The following is an 18,607-nucleotide window of genomic DNA, read 5'->3' as shown; positions in this document are numbered from 1 at the left end:
TGACCTGCCACTGAACTTTCATCCAACGGCGATTAGAGCCTCGGCGGTTTTGACTACGCCAATTGGCGTGTTGGTAGCAACCGGCGGAAACGCCAAGCTTTCATCTTGCGCAGCGTTGGAGCCGGTTGCGGCGATGGATCCAGCATAGTCTGCCGGGGTTTGGTATCCCAGCGACGAGTGTGGCCGGAAATTGTTGTAATCGTCGGCCCATTGGGCGATGGCGCTGCGGGCGTGATCGAGGCCAAAGAACAGGCTTTCGTTGAGCAATTCGTCGCGCATCCGACCGTTGAAGGATTCAACATAGCCGTTCTGCATAGGCTTTCCTGGCGCGATATAGTGCCACTCAACCTTGTGATCCTTCGACCAGGCCAGGATGGCATTCGAGGTGAGTTCCGTGCCGTTATCGGAGACAATCATTCCGGGCTTGCCGCGTCGTTCGATCAGCGTCGTCAGTTCTCGGGCGACACGGCGGCCGGAGATTGAGGTGTCCGGGATTGCTGCCAGGCATTCCCGTGTCACATCATCAACGATATTGAGGATCCGGAACCGTCTCCCGCATGCAAACTGGTCGTGCACGAAATCGAGAGACCAACGGGCATTTGCTTTCGCCTCGACCAGGATCGGCGCACGCGTGCCGACGGCCCTTCGTCGAGCCTTCCGCTTGCGAACCGAAAGCCCTTCCTCGCGATACAGCCGATAGATGCGGTTGACGCCGGATGGCTCTCCGTCCCGCCTGAGCAGGACGAACAGCCGTCGGTAGCCGAAGCGCCGTCGCTCGTTGGCGAGATCGCGCAACTTTGCTCGCAATTCGACCTCCGGCGGTCGGCAGGACCGATAGCGGATCATCTTGCGATCAGCCGAAACAATCTGGCAGGCCCGCCGCTCCGAAAGACCCATTATGTCCTTCAGATGTGCAACGGCGTCACGCTTGGCGGCAGGCCCTACCATTTTTTTGCGAGAAGCTCGCGGAGTGCGGCGGCATCGAGCATCTGCTCGGCCAACAGCTTCTTAAGCTTGGCGTTCTCTTCTTCGAGTGCCTTCAGGCGCTTCGCCTCGGACACCTCCATACCGCCGTATTTGGCTTTCCAGTTATAAAATGTTGCGTCCGAAATCCCATACTTGCGGCACAGGTCGGCCACCTTCATGCCTGCCTCCTGCTCCTTCAGCACCGCAATAATCTGCTCTTCCGTAAATCGCTGCTTCTTCATTCGTCCGTCCTTTATCGGGCCGGACTCTAATCCATTCTGGAGGAAATTCTCAGTGGCAGGTCAACGTCCATCCCACGCTCGAGAAGCATTTCCTCAACTTCACGCAGGCTCAGGTTGAACCGCAGGTAAAGCCAAACGGCGTGCGCAATGATCTGCGGTGCAAAACGGTGGCGTTTGAAATTGATAACTGGTGTTTGCATCACCGAAATTTACGACCAACCTGGCACGCAGGCAACCGCAAACCGCTTAACGTGACAACACCGTATAAATACACAGTGACATATGTGCTGATGCAGTCATTAAAAAAATTTCCTGCATCAGCATTAAAAAATTTAATATATAAGACTAACGGTTAAATTGCCATCTAAAATATCATTTCTTAAATCAAGTTTTCTGGATACATAATTTGCATCAGTAATACCATCAACGGCAATTACTTTCTTATTGAGCATCGCCGTACGTTGGAATGCATTATCAATACCTTTAAAGACAAATTTCCCCTTAGTGCCACTTTTTAAATTAAATACACCCTCATCAATAAAATCTGTTTGAATAAAATCGATCACAGGAAAATCTGGTGACTTGCCATTAAACTGCACAGTAGGAGTACCTTCGCCAAGTGTAATCCTCGGCGCAAGAGCAAGACTAGGCATGAAGGCCTCCAAATGGGCATAAAATTTATTTGCGTAAAAATTTACTATAGCATTATCTTCAACATTTATGTGACCCGAAGGCATAAAAATATAATCCGCGTCAACATCAAACAATGCATTACCACTGATCGAAACTTTAGGTTGGTCAGCAAAATCTATCTTAAGCGATGAAAAATAAACGAATTGCGCTTCAATAACAAAATGACCATCATCCTCGACAGCCAGCTTCATAAGCCTCGGGTAGAAAGGATCATTCATCGCACCACAGTTGAACTGTGCCATGCCTTGAGCCTTTAAAATGCCGCGGCGCACATAAATAGTGGGATACGTACCCTGCCCTAAATCACTTTCCGGACTTGGCCAGCATGTTAGTCCGGTTTGGGTATCTTGGTTGGCTTGTAAAACCAGCTCACAGCCATCCGCATCCATGATAAAGTATCTGTTATCATGCTTGTTGAAATCAGATGCCCGCCCGGTCTGAACTTGCGAACCATATCTTTCCGTATAAACCTGATCAGCATCAGACTTCCATTCAAATATCTCTGCCATAAAAATCTCCGATAAAAACGCCTTCATTACAAATGAACTCATTATATCCGAGATATACGAAACGGGCTTTCAAGAAACCGTGCTGATGGATAAGTGCGAACTGCAGTTTCGTGGCTCTGTCGCAAATTTTTCATTTGGTTAGATGCGTGCTTATCTCTGGGCACAAATATGCTGCGAGCTCGGTAAAGACTTGAAATGGTGAGCGGTTGTCATTGGTGAACTGGTTCTTGCGGATCATACGGGCTACTTCGATGCCTGCGAGGGTCGCTGAGGCTGAATGAAATGCCTTGAAGCCCAACATGTGTTTGGTAATCCGCTTGATAATCCGGTGATCCAGCTCAAAGATGTTGTTGAGGTATTTAATCTGCAGGATTTCAATCTTCTTGCTGTTTCCCGTGATTTTAGGATTGTGTTTACAGCTTGTACTCCGGCCAGATTGACTCTGCTTTTATCAATGACAATTTTGTCTGGAATACGGTTGCTGGCGATGGCTTTATGAAAGAAACGACGTGCAGCACAGAGATTTCGGCGTCCTAAGAGCATTAAATCAAGAGTTTGTCCGTCACGATCAACCGCCCGATACAAATAGATCCATTTGCCTTTGACCTTAATGTAGGCTCGTCAACACGCCAGGAACTGCCCGTGGGGCGTTTGCGCAGCTGAGCCTACGCGGCGATCTGAGGAGAGTAACGAACAACCCATCGGTTCAAGACGGCATGATCAACAGATATGCTGCGCTCGGCCAGGATCTCCTGAAGGTCACGATAGGAGACGGGGTAGTGTACATAAAAGAGGACGGCATACAGGATGACACTTTTGGGGAAATGAGCCCCTTTGAAATCAACCGTCATCCGCTTCAGCCTTCCTCAATGACATACACTGACTGGGACATAGTTTAGCAGGAGTAAAAAATTTGTGACAGAACCCTGACCCGACCTACTCTGCACAATCATCAAGGAATAGACACTTGCCAGACGGGCGCCATCCAGACATACAGTGCCTAAACCTGCTTCGATGCCGTTATTCAGTTGAGTGTTCCATAATATATTTCGCTTGACCAGTCTTCGCTTATTTTTGTTTCAACGCCACATTTGCGATCATAATTAAAAGCTTCAGCTTGGCCTAAACTGGGATAACCATGCCTCCATGCTATTTTTTTGGTTATGAATTTTGCTTGCAACTCTGAGAAATTATCTAGGAAAATTATTTGGCCGCATGTTTGCGCATCATAAGTCTCGTATACGGCCTCGTCAAAACTCTTATAATTGCTGGTGGGTAGTTCAACATTCAGACTTTGCGATCCTGTTTCGACGCCGTTTCTCAGTACGGAGATGGTTATACGCCATTTTTTCACGGTCTGAGGGTCGGTCCCAAAGGGTATGTCCCGCGTAAGGGTCCCTTTTATGATGTCACCGGGTTGAACCTTTGTATTGACACTTTTGCAATATCCATTCGTGCATAAATTGGGACCGACAGCCCAACTGGCAATAGACCATTGAGGTCCCTCTGCTCCTGCCTGATTAAAGCCTAAGACAGGCTGAATTATAATGCTATCATTAGTCTGAATTGAATTGAATAAAAACAGAGTTTGGCGCCCAACTGACCGTGGATTATGTGGAACACTCCACTCTCCGATAATTGTGTGGACACCATTGTCACGCTGTAATTGATGGCTTATCGATGCCTCCCATCCCCCGATTTCTCGATTGTCGACATCAATTTCAGAGTCGATGGAGCCAATCTCCTTTCCGTATTTCGTATATTTTATATGATCACAGTCCGCGATACTTCTTTCTGACCCGTCTGCTCTTATAATCGTTCCATTGCTTTTTATCGTTTCATTGTCTTCGACGGTTACGATACATTTCGGATGGACGTATCCGCCTGGCGTTGCGAAATAGTTTTCAGGTACATTGGACGGCCGCCCTTCGAGTTTTGTTGTCGAGGGGACAGAGTTGCCAAAAGCTTCGCCTCCGACGAACAATAAAAGTAAGACGCATAAAAATTTTTTTGTAAAAAACATCATTTTAACCTTAATATAAAAATTTAATCATACGTCACGACTTGGAAAGATTATACTGTAACTATTTTCATGTTTCTCAGGCCGTGTAACGTTAACCGTAGCGTGAACGTGCTTCGGTCCATGACATTGATAGGTTGTGTCGCACAATTTTTACTTCTGTTGAGTTATGCCACCCTTGATGTGCGTAGCTGATTGAGGTGAGAAGAGATGGCGGTTGATTTCAAAGGGGCTCATTTCCCCAAAAGTGTCATCTTGTATGCCGTCCTCTTTTATGTACACTACCCCGTCTCCTATCGTGACCTTCAGGAGATCCTGGCCGAGCGCAGCATATCTGTTGATCATGCCGTCTTGAACCGATGGGTTGTTCGTTACTCTCCTCAGATCGCCGCGTAGGCTCAGCTGCGCAAACGCCCCACGGGCAGTTCCTGGCGTGTTGACGAGCCTACATTAAGGTCAAAGGCAAATGGACCTATTTGTAGCGGGCGGTTGATCGTGACGGACAAACTCTTGATTTAATGCTCTTAGAACGCCGAAATCTCTGTGCTGCACGTCGTTTCTTTCATAAAGCCATCGCCAGTAATCATATTCCAGACAAAATTGTCATTGATAAAAGCGGAGTCAATCTGGCCGGAGTACAAGCTGTAAAAACAATCCTAAAATCACGGTACACAGCAAGAAGATTGAAATCCTGCAGATTAAATACCTCAACAACATCTTTGAGCTGGATCACCGGATTATCAAGCGGATTACCAAACACATGTTGGGCTTCAAGGCATTTCATTCAGCCTCAGCGACTCTCGCAGGCATCGAAGTAGCCCGTATGATCCGCAAGAACCAGTTCGCCAATGACAACCGCTCACCATTTCAAGTCTTTGCCGAACTCGCAGCATAATTGTGTCCAGAGATAAGCACGCATCTAACTAAATGAAAAATTTGCGACAGAGCTCAACAGAAACAAAAACCGATGAAGCGAACTCAAAACCGAATAAACTTTGGGGCAACGTCAATCCGAGAGATTTTTGTATGAACATTGACAGTAAACGTGTCTTCTCGTAACTTTACATACCGTTTTATGAAACGCTTACAATTCTAACGGTTCAATTAAGTTATTTAATTTGGCTATAAGCTATTAAAAAATATAGTCAGTGCTACTTGACTTGCATTATTTTGATCTTCATAGCGACTTATATCCGCTCTATGAGCAGCATTCCAGCCATTCATGGTTTGCATCATAGGCTCAATACCAACGATATTCTGCTCTCTTACATTAGTTATAAAATCCTCATTAGCAAGAATGTGATCATTTAATCTCGTTATGGCATCATTCCGATCCCCCATGTCCCTCCACAATCGTTCTGCTTGTTCGAACGTTCTTGGTACCCGTATGCCTTCACCGGGATGGTTTTCTAATTCAACAGCTTGATGATCTCCGTCATCTACATCCCGATAATCACGTTGGCGAGGGGTATTATCCGTTCCTTGTAAATTTTGATGTTCCAATTTTGGTTCTTGGGGTTCTTCAGGCGGCGCAGATGGTTCTATTTCTTCAGGCGGCGCAGAGGGTGTTATTTCTTCGGGAGGTGCTGATGGGGTTATTTCCTCAGGCGGCGCAGAGGGTTTTGGATGGGGTGAGGATGCATCCTCAGCGCCTTTGGCGATCTTTTTATCAGTCACTTCAGCGGTTTCTTTTGTAGTCAGGCTTTCCCCTTCCTCTACAAAAGCGTCTCCGATCCCATCAGTGGCGGCGTCCAGGGTCACAGCAATTGCAACAACGACGAGGGTGCGAATTGGATGCTCCACGGCATTCGCGACAGTTTTCTCGATAGTTTTGACCGTTTTTTTAACGTGTTTTTCGATCCTCTTGATTTCGTGTTTTACGACCTTCCTCAGGAAGTGATGTCCGGTCGGGTCGGTGTTGTTGATTGGATCGCCAGCGCAATAGACATAGGGGTTGATCCCGCCTTTGCCAAAGGGGCTCATATTGTCGGGTGAGGTAAAGCGTCGTAAAGCGGGACTAAAGAGCCTATAACCGTTGCCTAAATGATAGCCGTCAAGCACATTGCTTTTGCGCTCACCATTATAGCCCAGAATGCTGTTATTTGAGGTTGCTTTGTCCTGTTCACCATAGGGGCCATAGGTTAACGTCTGTTGGGTTCCATTGCTTTCCATGCTGAGGATTGAGCCAGCCGCATCGGCACCAGATAGCCAGACACCAGCACCTGTCCCTTCACGCACTTGCGCCAAATTGCCTTGCGGACCGGGGACGAAACGTGTTTTGTTGTTGAGGCGATCAATCTGATTGACCAGCTTTGCTCCACGATAATAGAGGGACGTGTCACCTTCCTGAATAAGCCGATTCAAAGGGTCGTAGATGAAAGCTGTCGTCGTATCATTTGCAGTGACAGAACGCAGATATCCGGGTGCAAGGCCTGTATCATAAGTGAAAGTTCTGCCTGTTCCATCATCAATAAGGCAGCCAGCAGCGTCATAGGAATAATCTGTCTGCGCCGGATAGGCCTTATGTGTATGTGTGACGGTTTTAAGCTGGCAGATGTCCTCAGTGCTATATAAGCAAGTTATCGTATCGGTTGAGCCATCTTGATACTGGATGGCGATACTTTTGATATTGTTATAAGCATCGTAAGCAAAACTCTGTTTGATAAGAGGCAAGCCTTTACTATCCTTAACCAGTTCGCTGCCACCGCATGCATAAATGGTAAGGCGATTACGGGCGTCATATTGATAGCTCTCCTCACGAACAGATGAGAAGCTCTTTTGATCCGCTCCGGTCACTCCACGTTTGAGGCTTTTGCTTTTTAGATGATGGTTCTTGTAATAGCTATATTCCTGACACCATGCTTTGCCCTCGCTGCTTGCGACAGTGCGCCGGCTTTCCCGGTCGAGTGTATCCCATTCAATGGTCGTGGTTAGAGTGACTTGCGGCATAACAGTCAAGTCGGTCGCTTTCCACTGGTAAAGGCGCCCCAAAATATCATAGCTCAGATCAAGCTGGACATCCCTTTCCGTGACTCGCGTTGGTCGGCCCAATAGATCGCGTGTTGTGACTTTCTGTTCAATGCCAGTCACGTCGGTGTAACTCCAAAGTTTCCCGGCGGTCGTGTAACTATATTTTGTTGCTCCACCACCTTGCGAGAACGTTTCAGAGGAAAGTCGGCCTGTGGGCTCATAGCTCTTTTGAAGAGAGGTCGTCACCCGACCTTTGACATAATGTTTCGCTGATGTGAGGGCTGCAGTTACAGGGTCACGATCGTAGCAGTTCATGTTTAAATCGGTTGAGCCGGGTATGGGTACCAGCTCAGTTCGTATCAACTTGCCACCTAGTTCTGGTTGATAATAACAGTTCACTGTTGTTCTGTAAGCGGAAGTGATACTGGCCGGGGCCGTTAGGCTGCCGCTTATTGGCGTGTAGGTCGCGTAAAGCGTACGACCACCAGAGGTTTGACGGGTGATCCGCCCCAGACCATCAACAACCCGTGTCCCCATAGAAACTGTATTGACTTGGATATCGGTCAATGTAGTAGCAGGTGTATCACTGCTGTAGGTTCGCGCTACGATCGTATTTCCTTCTCCAACGACCGCAGGCAAGGTCGTTTTTACAGTACGGCCAAAGGCATCATAAACAAACGTGGTTGTATGCCCAACGGCATCAGTGCTGCTACGCAGGCGATTTAAACCATCATAGTGTGATGTGGTGAGATAATCGGGATTGTCGTCAGACGGATTATCGCGAGCAAAAAATTGCACTACGATCTGTCGGTGAGCGACATCGTATTTTGTGATGGTTTTGCTGGTTTTCAGGGGCTGTCCAGTTGCCGGATCCTGCGTGCTACTCTCACTGTAGGAAGTTTGTGTTAACGTGATGGGATCAATGGATTTGAAGTATTTAACCCCGTTAGGTGTCACGCGACAGTAAACGCGTCCCCAGTCGTCATAGGATTGTGTCGTCGTCAATGAAGCATAGAAGTCATCTTCGGCTGTATCATATGCTTCAAAATCCTGATTGGTCGCGCTCGCAAGACGTCCGGCATTATCATACGTCCGGGTCTGCAAGGTCTGCCAGTTCTGTTTGTGACTAACTTTGATCTCACCCTTGATTGCGCTACCCACAGCATCAAGGCTGACCCGAGCCTGGTTGCTAAGTGCATCAGTGGCAGTGATAATGTAAGGCATCGTCGCGAGACTACCGATTGCATAGTCAAAGGTACGCTTGTTGGCGAATACGGTGTCGGCAGCCTTGGTTTGAGAGATAACACGGCCTAACGGATCGTATTCCGCTTGTGTCTTTACCCCCATCGCATCAACCGTCTCTATCGTTTTGCCGGTAAAGCGTGAGGCAGTTGATGCATTTGTGGTTGTTATCCCATCATGGGTAGTAACTGTTGTACTGCGTACCATCTGGTCGTTGACAATTGTCGTAGTCATTGTCGTGGTTGCTGCAAAGCCATCTGTTGGCTTCCCATGATCCACGGCCGGGTAATGCGTATTAATCGAGGAATTCAACCTTCCAAACTCACTGCCAGCATCAGCATAGCCAGAGTCTATTTTAGCAAGCAGTTGCGCGCTCAATAAATGCCGTTCTTCAACATTGAAAAGTGTATAGCTGTCATTCACCGCTTTAGTTTGAGTGGGAAAATCATATTTTGCAAAACGATATGTAGTAATGCTGTTGCTGGTATCTGCATAATCGGACTGGCCTGGCATCGTCGTAACGCGCCTCAGGTGACAAGGAATATCATTGTTGACATTAAAAAGATTAGGATCTGATGGGCATCCTGTTCCATTATCCAAGTCGTCCGTCTCACCCGCTGCGGGATAATATTCGCGCGTAGTCTTGCCCTGCGACACGAAGTTGTCGGTGTCATCTTCTATAAACATTTCCTGTGACAACAGATTGCCGAAGTCATCATAGTTTGTTGCCACCTTTTGAGCGCGAGATAGGGTAACCGGCTGGTCGTTCTTCTGCGTGGTCAGGCTCCAAGTTGTCGTTTGCAATTGAGGACTTTGAAACTGGGGAACCTGTGCCTTAAAACCTGTGCCAGGCGTGGCATAGTACACCGTCTCCACACTAACCACGTGACCGCGTCTGGCAGTTTCCTTTTTAACAAGGAGATGGAAACAGTTATAAGTTCTCGTGACAGTGGTTTGAACTCCATCCTCATCGCTATGTGTTTCAACAGAGGAATACTGATAGTCAAACGTGCAATTATAGAGCGGATCCGATGTCGTTTGAGGCATCACGCCAGAGGCATAACCAAGAAAATTATTATCGCTATAACTATAAGTCGTCAACATTTTTGCCTGACCGCCGCCGGGCGTTGTCGTAAAAGACGTCACATAAGGCATGCGTGTGTTTTGCATGCCTGTGAAGGATGACGGAAACTGATGTCCGGCGCTATCCTGCACATAAATGGCCTCTTCTGTCAGGCCGCCTGGAGCAACAAGTTTTGTCGCCCATTTATTCCATGTACCCGGTGCACGCATATCGCTATACTCAATAATCCATATCAGCGAATTATCCGTTGTACCAAGTGCATCACATTGCAGTTGCTGCAAATAGCCGTCATCAATGGTCAGAAAGATATTATAGCCTTCCGTCTGACCGGGCAGAATAGAAAACTCTGTGTTGAGATTTTGACTATTGGGGTAATTGATCGCCAGCAACGATGTCCCCGCTTCGTCAACAATAGCTGTTAGCCGATCAGCACTATCCCACTGAAAGCGAACAAAATGGCCATCTGGTGAAACGATACTCTGCGTCAGCTTTAAAGAGCCGGCCATGTCCGGCCCGGTCAGAACTTCGACCGTACCATCACGATAAGTCACCCGGTAACAATCAACAGCCTTCTCAATCGAAACCGATTTAAGCTTGTTCTCGGTTATTTCCAGTGATGATCCCGATTGATCAACATAATATTGCTCGCCATTTGAGAGGTTGAGCAACCCGGAACTCCGGTCAAACTGCGTAAGCCCAAACGAAAAACCAATCCCAAAACCAAGATTATCGGTCATCGTTGGTGAATAGCTGAGTTCCAGCGGCAATGAAGGACCCAACTGATTATTCGCAACCAACTTAGCAAGGTTTAAATTGATGTTATACTGTCCCGTACGGGGGTCGACACCACCAGAAACTGCACTCGAAAAATTATAAGCCTGCGAAAAAAAAGAAGGCTGCGCACTCATAATGACCTCGAATAAAGTGTTGCTTAAAATACCCAACCTCGCTGGGTAGTCATTCACAAGCTCAACATGGAGCAGCGAAAAAACCACTCGGCGCCTGCGACTATGCAGAAAAATAAACAATCAGAGCGAGAGCCCAGGTTCAGACTGAGTACGACACATACTGGATCAGTCAAAAAACAATCAAAAAAACGCTAGGAAACGAACCTGTACTTGTACACAAAATATACTCAGACTTCTTACAGAAAATCAGGAAACATCAGAAATAAACCAGACCATTGTTCCATTTTGAGCATCAATCCCGGCATCAGAATATGGTCCAAGATAAACATTATAATAGCTTCCCGATGCATCCGAAGCTGTGGTTGTATCTACCGATAAATAGAGTCCGTTAGCTTCATTTAAAATTGCAAAAGATTGAGACAACCAGACTGGTCTAAATATATAACGTAGTTCTGCACGATGATCATAGTGCATATCTGTTTCAATACATGTTACCTTGTTACCTAATGCTCCATTATTCGAATAGGATTCAGATGTTTCTTTTATAAATTCCAAAGTGCTAATGTTTTGTATGTATTGATGAGGCCCATCCCAAACAACATCAAGAGCTGGAAGGCTCCATTGATATATCAAATTATTCGAATAAATAAATTTTCTAACGATACAATTTTCTGTCGGATGCGTTCCATTCATTTGAGCACATAAATAGAGACCTGATGGTGCCTTTATCAACATAGGACGAACGGTAGGGCGCTGCTTACTGGTACCGGAAGCACTCGAAGGCTGTGTGACTGGTGACCACGGAGGACTGTTCGAGGAAGAAGTGGTTAGTTTGGTGTAGCTTGGTAGGCTTGTCGACGGAGAGAATGTGCCAGAATTTCCATCTTTATCGTAAACTGTAACGATATAATTCAGAGCTTCATCACTAAGATAATTGTCCCAATGACCGTTCAGACTGGGGTAAAATAGCAATGTATATCTTATCGAGTAGTTCTCTTCACGGCCAATATCAATATCCAGTCCATTCCAATAGCTAGGGATCTCGACCATCTGAGTTACCTTGGCGTCGTGTGGCCAGATATAGGCGGCAGTCTTGTAGCCGCTGATAGTCGTATAGGCATAAGGTGCTAATCCATCTGGATAGCCTCCACCTAAATAATCTTTCTTAAGGTCCGGATGAACACGGTAATAAATCCTATCAGTATATCCATTTAAAGTAATATTAAAGTTATATTGACGCCAGATATCTCCTCGAGAAAGTGGCCTTATAGGAGAAAAGTCATCACTATCGTCAGGGTGGCGAACGAGCTGGCAGGCTGATGCGAAAGAGGTTGATAGATAAGTGATCGGTGCCGTGGCTTGCGCGGTAACAACTGCATTGTGACCATCCTGACTATCTTCGTCATCGGTGACGGTGGGGCCATGTGTCGGAGTTATGCTAAATCCTATTTTGATCTGCTTTGTATTGTGTGTCTTGCACAAAACATAGAGATTAACATGTTGTATGTCCGGATTAGCAGCATTTTCTTCGGGGCTGAATCCTAAATCGGGAGTGGTGAGGAATTCATTGGGTGTTTCTGTATAGGCCCAACCCGAAAATGTAGGTAGAGTATCAATTGTTGGTGCAATATCAAGTTTTTGTAACTGAGAACCATTAGAATTATAATTCAGCAAAGTTACGGATTTATACAGCGCCTCACGAGAAACTGATATTGATTGACCATTAGATGTTGGAATGAACGACAGCCTTAGCTGAAACATATTCAATCCATTACCGTAAATAACTATGGGCTGTGAAGGAAGCAAATAATTGCCCTCAAGCTTTACCCCATCCCACAGGGGGTCATTAATTGAATGTGATTCATCAATCATGAAATGCTATCTCTTTATTGTAATGAATATTTTTATTGATCCGAATTTAAATTTATATGGCTAATGATAGTATTTTATACTGTTATATTTATCAGCAATGACACAGACGCAGTTAACTGGGCTGTGAAGGGGATCTGACGGCATCGTTACCTTAACCGAAGCGTAAACATCAGTAGTGATAAGGGGTGACGACCGAAGCTCACGCCTCCCTTTACCGTCGGGTTCTGTCGCAAATTTTTATTCGGTTAGGTGCGTGCATATCTCTGGACACAATTATGCTGCGAGCTCCGCAAAGACTTGAAATGGTTAGCGGTTGTTATTTGTGAACTGGATGGCTTGAAGAGGATGCTATCCGGTGGTGTTTTGCTGTTACACCTGATCAGCTTGCTCGACGAAAAACATCGCTGATCATCACTACAAATTTATATTTCGGAGAATGGGGTCAGTTATTTGGTGGTGCCAAAATGACAACGGCCTTGCTGGATCGTGTCGCTCACCACTGTCATATTCTGAAAACCAGTAACGATACATACCGCTTCAAATACAGAAAAACATAGCCAATCTGGGCACAAAAACTGGAAAATATTCAACGCTTTTTGAACCAAATCAAGCGTCATCTGCTGGGTTAAAACTACATTCCACAACGGCAGTTTCACCTGTCTATCAATGCGTGTGAATGGCGTTTTAATCGCCGTCCTGTTGCTAACCTTATCAAAGCTCTGCAACAATGGTAGATCAAGTAACCGCAGACACGCTATCTATGTCATTCCTAAATTTTTAAATTAGTATAAATATTGTTATAAACTTATATTGATGCAGTATTGATATTACAGAGAAATTTTTATATTATAGAGACTGAAATATAAAATTTTAATAATACAATTAATATAATTATCTTTTAACTATATTTATGGGGGCTGTATTGCCTGATAGCACTTTGAAAGTCAGTTTTTGCAATGCGGCTGATAAATTGCATTCTCACAATTTCAGACGTTCTATGTCGCCCGTCGCGTTGGTAGCCAATTACAAGACGCTCCAACCCAACGTGCACGCGATGACGATATCATAACTACATTAGCGGATGGCACGACAGCAATAGTCTCATAAGTGCGGTTGAATAAGCCCCCTTCTTAAACTGTACGACTGTGACCACCTAATATTCCGTTTTGCTGAACTAACTGGCTCACAATGACAGGTAGTGATTATTGCGTTGCAAATACCAGATATTTTTAAATTTATATTTTGCGAGGAAATTGAATTGTCCGAATTTAAAAAATTTTCGAATACGCGTTCTTTTATCTTCATTGATACTATGGTCGTTCTAGCGCATTCAGTCTCTCCTGCAGCACTTAAGAAAGCCATCCAACCGGCTGCTATGTTGGCTATATGGGGTGCTACTGGTGTTGCGACTTTGGCCTTCGGCCAGATCGGGTATGTTTGGGCCGCAAATATAGAAAGTAGCGGCGGGGATGGCGGAAAATCTTCTAATGGGACGAATGGTACTGGCGGTGCAACGGGTACAAATGGCGTTGGGGGCAACGGCGGTGATGGCGGTGCCGGTGCCGGCACAACGACTGGTGCAGGGGTGGGCGGAACGGGCGGCGGCTTAGGGGCTTCAACTGCGGATCCGGCTTCTTCTACGCCGATTACCGGTGGCGATGGCAGCGCTGGGGCGAATGGCACTCTATCGCAAAATCAAAATGCTGGTGGTGGTGGCGGGGGTGGCAGCGGCGGTACCGGTGTTGTTTCCACTGATACTGCATTTGAGAGCAAGACTGTAATCAATGGCGGCAATGGTGGCAAAGGTGGCAGCGGTATCATCGCAAATGCTCCAGATGATACCAGCGGCAGCAGTGCTGGCAGTGGTGGTGACGGGGGGGTAGGCGTTTATTACGGGAGTGCTACGACTGCCACAAATTCTGGCACAATCCACGGTGGTGATGGCGGTAACGGGGGAAAGGGGACAGATGGGAAGGATATTACTTCCGCGGCATTTGAGATGACACGCAATGGCGGCTCAGGCGGGAATGGCGGCGGGGGAGGAACAGCAGCAATATTTAGCGACGGAATAGTTATAACTAATACAAACACTGGTTCAATCAGCGGTGGTACTGGTGGTGCTGGTAGCGATGCTGGTGCCGGGGGCACCGCCAATGGCCAGCTTGGGAGTGTTTCCAGCAGTGGAGGGCAGGGCGCTGCTGGCGGTAAAGGTCGTGATGGGGGTGATGGTGTCAGTGTTTCAGGTGGCGGTACATTGAATAATGATGGCACGATCAACGGTGGTATCGGTGGGCAGGGTGGCAAGGGTGGTGATGGCGGTAGTGGCATGACCTCCGGCGGTGCTGGCGGTGTTGGCGGTGTTGGCGGGAATGGTGGCGTAGCAGTTAACTTTTCCGCAACCGCAACCATAACTAATACAGGACACTTATCAGGAGGAAATGGTGCGGCTGGCGCTGATGGTGGTGGTAGCGGTACAACCCAATCAATAGCTATCGGTGGGCTAACCTCGGGAAATGGCGGTGCTGGTGGTAATGGTGGTGTTGCCGTGCAGTTATCCGGTATGAATAACAGCGTAATTAATAATGGCGGAACAATTACGGGTGGGGATGGTAAAAATGGTGGTAAAGGTGGAGATCCCTTCGCGGCTGTTAGATACTCCAATCGTGGTGCTTTTGGCGATAGTGGCGATGGCGGCAATGGTGCTGCCGCATTGGTGCTTGGTGATACAAGTACCGTAACTAATACAAGCGGCACCATTCAGGGTGGCAATGGTGGTAATGGCGGCCAGCAGCCAGGTACAGATGCGAGTAGCCCTCCGCCAGGCATTGGTGGTTTGGGCGGAAATGGCATAACAGCCAATCAAGGTAGCACTATTACCAATGGGGGGGCTGTCACAGGTGGCCGTGGAGGCAATGGTGGTGCGTCCGGTAGCACTTTCGGCACAGCAGGTTTAGGTGGCTATGGTATTTTGCTGTCTGGTAGCGATGGCAAAGTTATTAATTCCGGCACTCTAAGCGGTGGCCAGTCAGGCGATGGTGTTACTCGTGCATTTGCAATCAGTTTTACGGGAGGCGCCAGCACGCTTGAACTCCACGCTGGCTCAAACATTATTGGTGATGCCGTTGCGCAAGGAACCGGCAATACTTTTATTCTTGGTGGTGATGATAATGATACATTTGCTGGTCAGGTAACATCCGTAACCACAGGCACGGCGCAATATCGCGGATTTCAAAGCAATGTGAAAGATGGAGCGAGTATCTGGACGCTGACAGGAACCACTGCGAGTTGGACAATCAAACAAGGTGTTCTCCAAATTGGGGATGGCGGGACAAATGGCAATGTAACCGGTGATGTCATTACGGGCACAGATGACGCGACGAAAGGCACACTTGCCTTCAACCGCTCGAATGATTTTGTTTTTCAAGGTAAGATTTCCGGCACAGGTGGTATTGAGCAGAAGGGCGCAAATACCATTACTCTTACTGCTGACAATACCTATTCCGGTGGCACTGTGATTTCTGCGGGTACTTTGCGTCTGGGCAATACCGCAACGACCGGCAGCATTACCGGAGATGTGACCAATAACGGAACATTGGCTTTTAACCGCTCCGATAGCCTGACTTTTGACGGGCTTATTTCCGGTAGCGGCTCTGTCTCGCAGATCGGTCTTGGCACCACGATTTTAACGGCTGACAGCACTTATGCTGGCGGCACCACAGTTTCAGCGGGTGTTTTGCAGATTGGCGATGGCCATGTGACAGGCAGCTTTAAAGGCAATGCGGCGATTGATGTGAATGCCACACTTGCCTTTAACCATTCTGACAGGCTGAATTTTGACGGCGTTGTGAGTGGTTCAGGCCTGTTGAAGCAGATAGGCGCGGGAGCGTTTTCATTGAATGGTGATAGTTCCGGCTTTGCCGGCAAAACATCGGTAAGCAGTGGTACGCTTTTGGTGCATGGTAAACTTGGCGGCATTGTGGAAGTGATGGCCAATGCCAGTCTTGGCGGTGATGGTACCATTACGGGTGATTCCACGCTGGATGCAGGCGGAGCCAATCTGGTTGGTCAGGAAGGTCAGGTGTTGACCTTTGAGAAGGACCTGACCATGGCGGCAGGAAACAATGTCAATGTCGCGCTTGGAGCGCCTTCAACCAATGGTCTGTTTCATGTCAAAGGTCATCTGACACTTGATGGCACTCTGAATGTGACAGATCAGGGCGGTTTCGGCCCCGGTCTGTACCGTATCTTTGATTATGATGGCAAGCTCACGAATAACGGTTTCGTGCTTGGCACAGTGCCGGGTGGGGATATATCGCAAATGATTCTGCAGACGAATATCGCCAATCAGATCAATCTGGTAAGTACCTCAGGCGTTTCCCTTCGCTTCTGGAATGGTGGTGACGCAAGCAAGCACGGCAATGGCACAATCAATGGCGGCAACGGCGTCTGGAATAACGCAGATCCCAACTGGACCGAAATCACTGGTATCATCAGCGGTGTTTGGAGAGACGATGATTTTGCTATTTTTACAGGGTCTCCTGGTATCGTAACGATAAACAATAGCGGCGGTGCGATCCGTGCAAATGGTATGCAGTTCTCCACTGATGGCTATCGTCTTGAAGGGGATGCACTGACGCTTGCAGATGATGTCGCACCGATCATCCGTGTGGATAAGGATGTTACGGCAACGATCGAAGTTGAGTTGCAAGGCACTCAAGGCGTCAACAAGACTGATTTCGGCACGCTTATCCTGACGGGTGAGAACCATTATACCGGCGGTACTACAGTCAGCGAAGGCATTTTACAGCTTGGCGATGGTGGTAATAGCGGGAGTATCGACGGCGATGTGGTGCTGGCTCGCACAGCCTATGATTATGGCACCCTGGCTTTCAACCGTTCAGATGCAGTGATTTTTGTGGGGGCTATCAGCGGTGAGGGGGAAGTACTGCAACAAGGAACAGGCACGACGACCTTCACCGGCAATAACAGCTATTCCGGTGGTCTGACGATTGAGAAAGGCACCGCGCAGGCCGGGATTGCAGATACTGCCTTCGGCTCGGGTCGCTTGACAGTCAATGCCGGTGCAACGGCTGATCTGAATGATTTTAATACCACGGTAGCAGGTCTGCTCGACGGCAAAGATGGTGGTGGTGCGGTGACGCTTGGAACCGGTACGCTGACGCTTCGTCAGGATTTCGACAGTACGTTCTCTGGTGCAATCTCGGGTGATGGTGGCCTGACTAAAAACAGTGCCGGCATGCTCACACTCTCTGGTGCCAATACCTATAGTGGTGCAACCATGCTCAACGGTGGAACCCTCAAACAGGGCGCGCAGGGTGGCCTGAGCAGCGCGTCTGCCTATACAATCGGCACAGATGCTACATTGATGCTCAATGGTTTTAATACCGCGATGACCTCGCTTGCCAATAGTGGCGTGACAGACTTTGGCGGAGCAGGTGGAACAACCTTAAGTGTGACCGGCAATTATATCGGTGGCGGCACGCTCATGTTGAACACTGTGCTTGGTGATGACAATTCCAAAACCGATCTTTTGAAGGTTGGTGGTGATACATCCGGCACGACAACGGTGAAAGTGAATAATTACGGTGGTCTTGGTGCACAGACCAATGAAGGTATCAGGATCATCACCATTGCCGGTCAGTCGAACGGCCAGTTCAACTTGTCAGGCGCACCAACCAAAGACGGCCGGCAAGCGGTTGTTGCCGGTGCCTATGCCTATACTTTGCACCAAGGCGGCGTCAGCACACCGGATGATGGTAACTGGTATCTGCGCAGTGAGCGCACAGATGGCGACGGGCCGGATTATAATCCCGGCACGCCAGTCTATGAAGGCTATGGGCAGACCATGCAGGCGCTCAACAAGCTGCCAACCCTGCAGCAACGTGTCGGCAATCGCTACTGGAGCGGAGCGTCCAATCCGGTGATTGAGCAAGGTGCTGATGCAATAGGTACACCGCTTGTGCCTGCCGATGCGACTATTGATACCCGTGGCATCTGGGGGCGGATTGAAGGGGCACATAACCGCTTTGAAGCCAGTCGTTCCACCACGGCCATGAAGCAAGATGTCGATACCTTTATCA

At 47.8% G+C, this 18,607-nt stretch carries 7 protein-coding genes and 4 pseudogenes; 3 read left to right on the top strand and 8 right to left on the bottom strand.

From position 1 onward, the window contains the following. Positions 1-18 precede the first annotated feature (18 nt). The 5 genes and pseudogenes from QUF18_RS19755 to QUF18_RS19735 all read right to left on the bottom strand — a co-directional run bounded on the left by QUF18_RS19755 (position 19) and on the right by QUF18_RS19735 (position 4,436). Positions 19-1,208, bottom strand: a protein-coding gene (locus tag QUF18_RS19755; RefSeq protein WP_289386482.1) for an IS3 family transposase whose coding sequence is annotated in 2 segments (ribosomal slippage) — positions 19-956 and positions 956-1,208 — 1,191 coding nt in all. Because the reading frame shifts where the segments join, the coding sequence is not laid out codon by codon here. Between the two features lie 62 nt (positions 1,209-1,270). Then, positions 1,271-1,408: pseudogene (locus QUF18_RS19750) on the bottom strand (IS6 family transposase); the annotation flags it as partial. Between the two features lie 132 nt (positions 1,409-1,540). Further along, complete coding sequence (locus QUF18_RS19745; protein WP_289388980.1) at positions 1,541-2,410, bottom strand: hypothetical protein; 870 nt, start codon at positions 2,408-2,410, stop codon at positions 1,541-1,543. 130 nt (positions 2,411-2,540) lie between these two features. Next, positions 2,541-3,261: pseudogene (locus QUF18_RS19740) on the bottom strand (IS6 family transposase). A 173-nt stretch (positions 3,262-3,434) separates the two neighbouring features. Further along, the gene (locus tag QUF18_RS19735) at positions 3,435-4,436 is read right to left on the bottom strand and encodes a hypothetical protein (protein WP_289388979.1); all 1,002 of its coding nucleotides are present in this window, start codon (positions 4,434-4,436) and stop codon (positions 3,435-3,437) included. Positions 4,437-4,640: 204 nt separating this feature from the next. On the opposite strand from QUF18_RS19735, the pseudogene QUF18_RS19730 reads away from it, so the two are divergent. After that, positions 4,641-5,325 (top strand): annotated as a pseudogene (locus QUF18_RS19730) (IS6 family transposase). Positions 5,326-5,552: 227 nt separating this feature from the next. Here QUF18_RS19730 and QUF18_RS19725 read toward each other — a convergent pair. Together QUF18_RS19725 and QUF18_RS19720 are read right to left on the bottom strand one after the other, a co-directional pair. After that, positions 5,553-10,721: an RHS repeat domain-containing protein gene (locus QUF18_RS19725; protein ID WP_289388978.1), complete on the bottom strand. Its 5,169-nt coding sequence runs from the start codon at positions 10,719-10,721 to the stop codon at positions 5,553-5,555. Positions 10,722-10,880: 159 nt separating this feature from the next. Beyond that, positions 10,881-12,506 carry a hypothetical protein gene (locus tag QUF18_RS19720; protein ID WP_289388976.1) on the bottom strand — a complete coding sequence of 542 codons (1,626 nt, stop codon included), beginning with the start codon at positions 12,504-12,506 and terminating at the stop codon, positions 10,881-10,883. Between the two features lie 312 nt (positions 12,507-12,818). Between QUF18_RS19720 and QUF18_RS19715 the strand changes: the two are divergent. Further along, positions 12,819-13,063 (top strand): annotated as a pseudogene (locus QUF18_RS19715) (ATP-binding protein); the annotation flags it as partial. Here QUF18_RS19715 and QUF18_RS20535 read toward each other — a convergent pair. Then, positions 12,953-13,231: a hypothetical protein gene (locus tag QUF18_RS20535; protein WP_434547426.1), complete on the bottom strand. Its 279-nt coding sequence runs from the start codon at positions 13,229-13,231 to the stop codon at positions 12,953-12,955. The pseudogene QUF18_RS19715 and the gene QUF18_RS20535 sit on opposite strands and share 111 nt — an antisense overlap. Before the next feature lie 650 nt (positions 13,232-13,881). Here QUF18_RS20535 and QUF18_RS19710 point away from each other — a divergent pair. Beyond that, the coding region (locus QUF18_RS19710; protein WP_289388974.1) for an autotransporter-associated beta strand repeat-containing protein at positions 13,882-18,607 on the top strand (4,726 nt) is incomplete at its 3' end.

This window comes from Pseudochrobactrum kiredjianiae, assembly GCF_030362795.1.
Lineage (GTDB): Bacteria > Pseudomonadota > Alphaproteobacteria > Rhizobiales > Rhizobiaceae > Pseudochrobactrum > Pseudochrobactrum kiredjianiae.
The sequence above is the reverse complement of the archived record's forward strand: the minus strand, read 5'-3'. Positions and strand labels throughout refer to the sequence as shown.

Excerpts from the sequence above, each read along its gene's own strand:
- QUF18_RS19745 (WP_289388980.1), bottom strand. The coding sequence starts at position 2,410 with ATGGCAGAGATATTTGAATGGAAGTCTGATGCTGATCAGGTTTATACG.
- QUF18_RS19735 (WP_289388979.1), bottom strand. The coding sequence starts at position 4,436 with ATGATGTTTTTTACAAAAAAATTTTTATGCGTCTTACTTTTATTGTTC.
- QUF18_RS19720 (WP_289388976.1), bottom strand. The coding sequence starts at position 12,506 with ATGATTGATGAATCACATTCAATTAATGACCCCCTGTGGGATGGGGTA.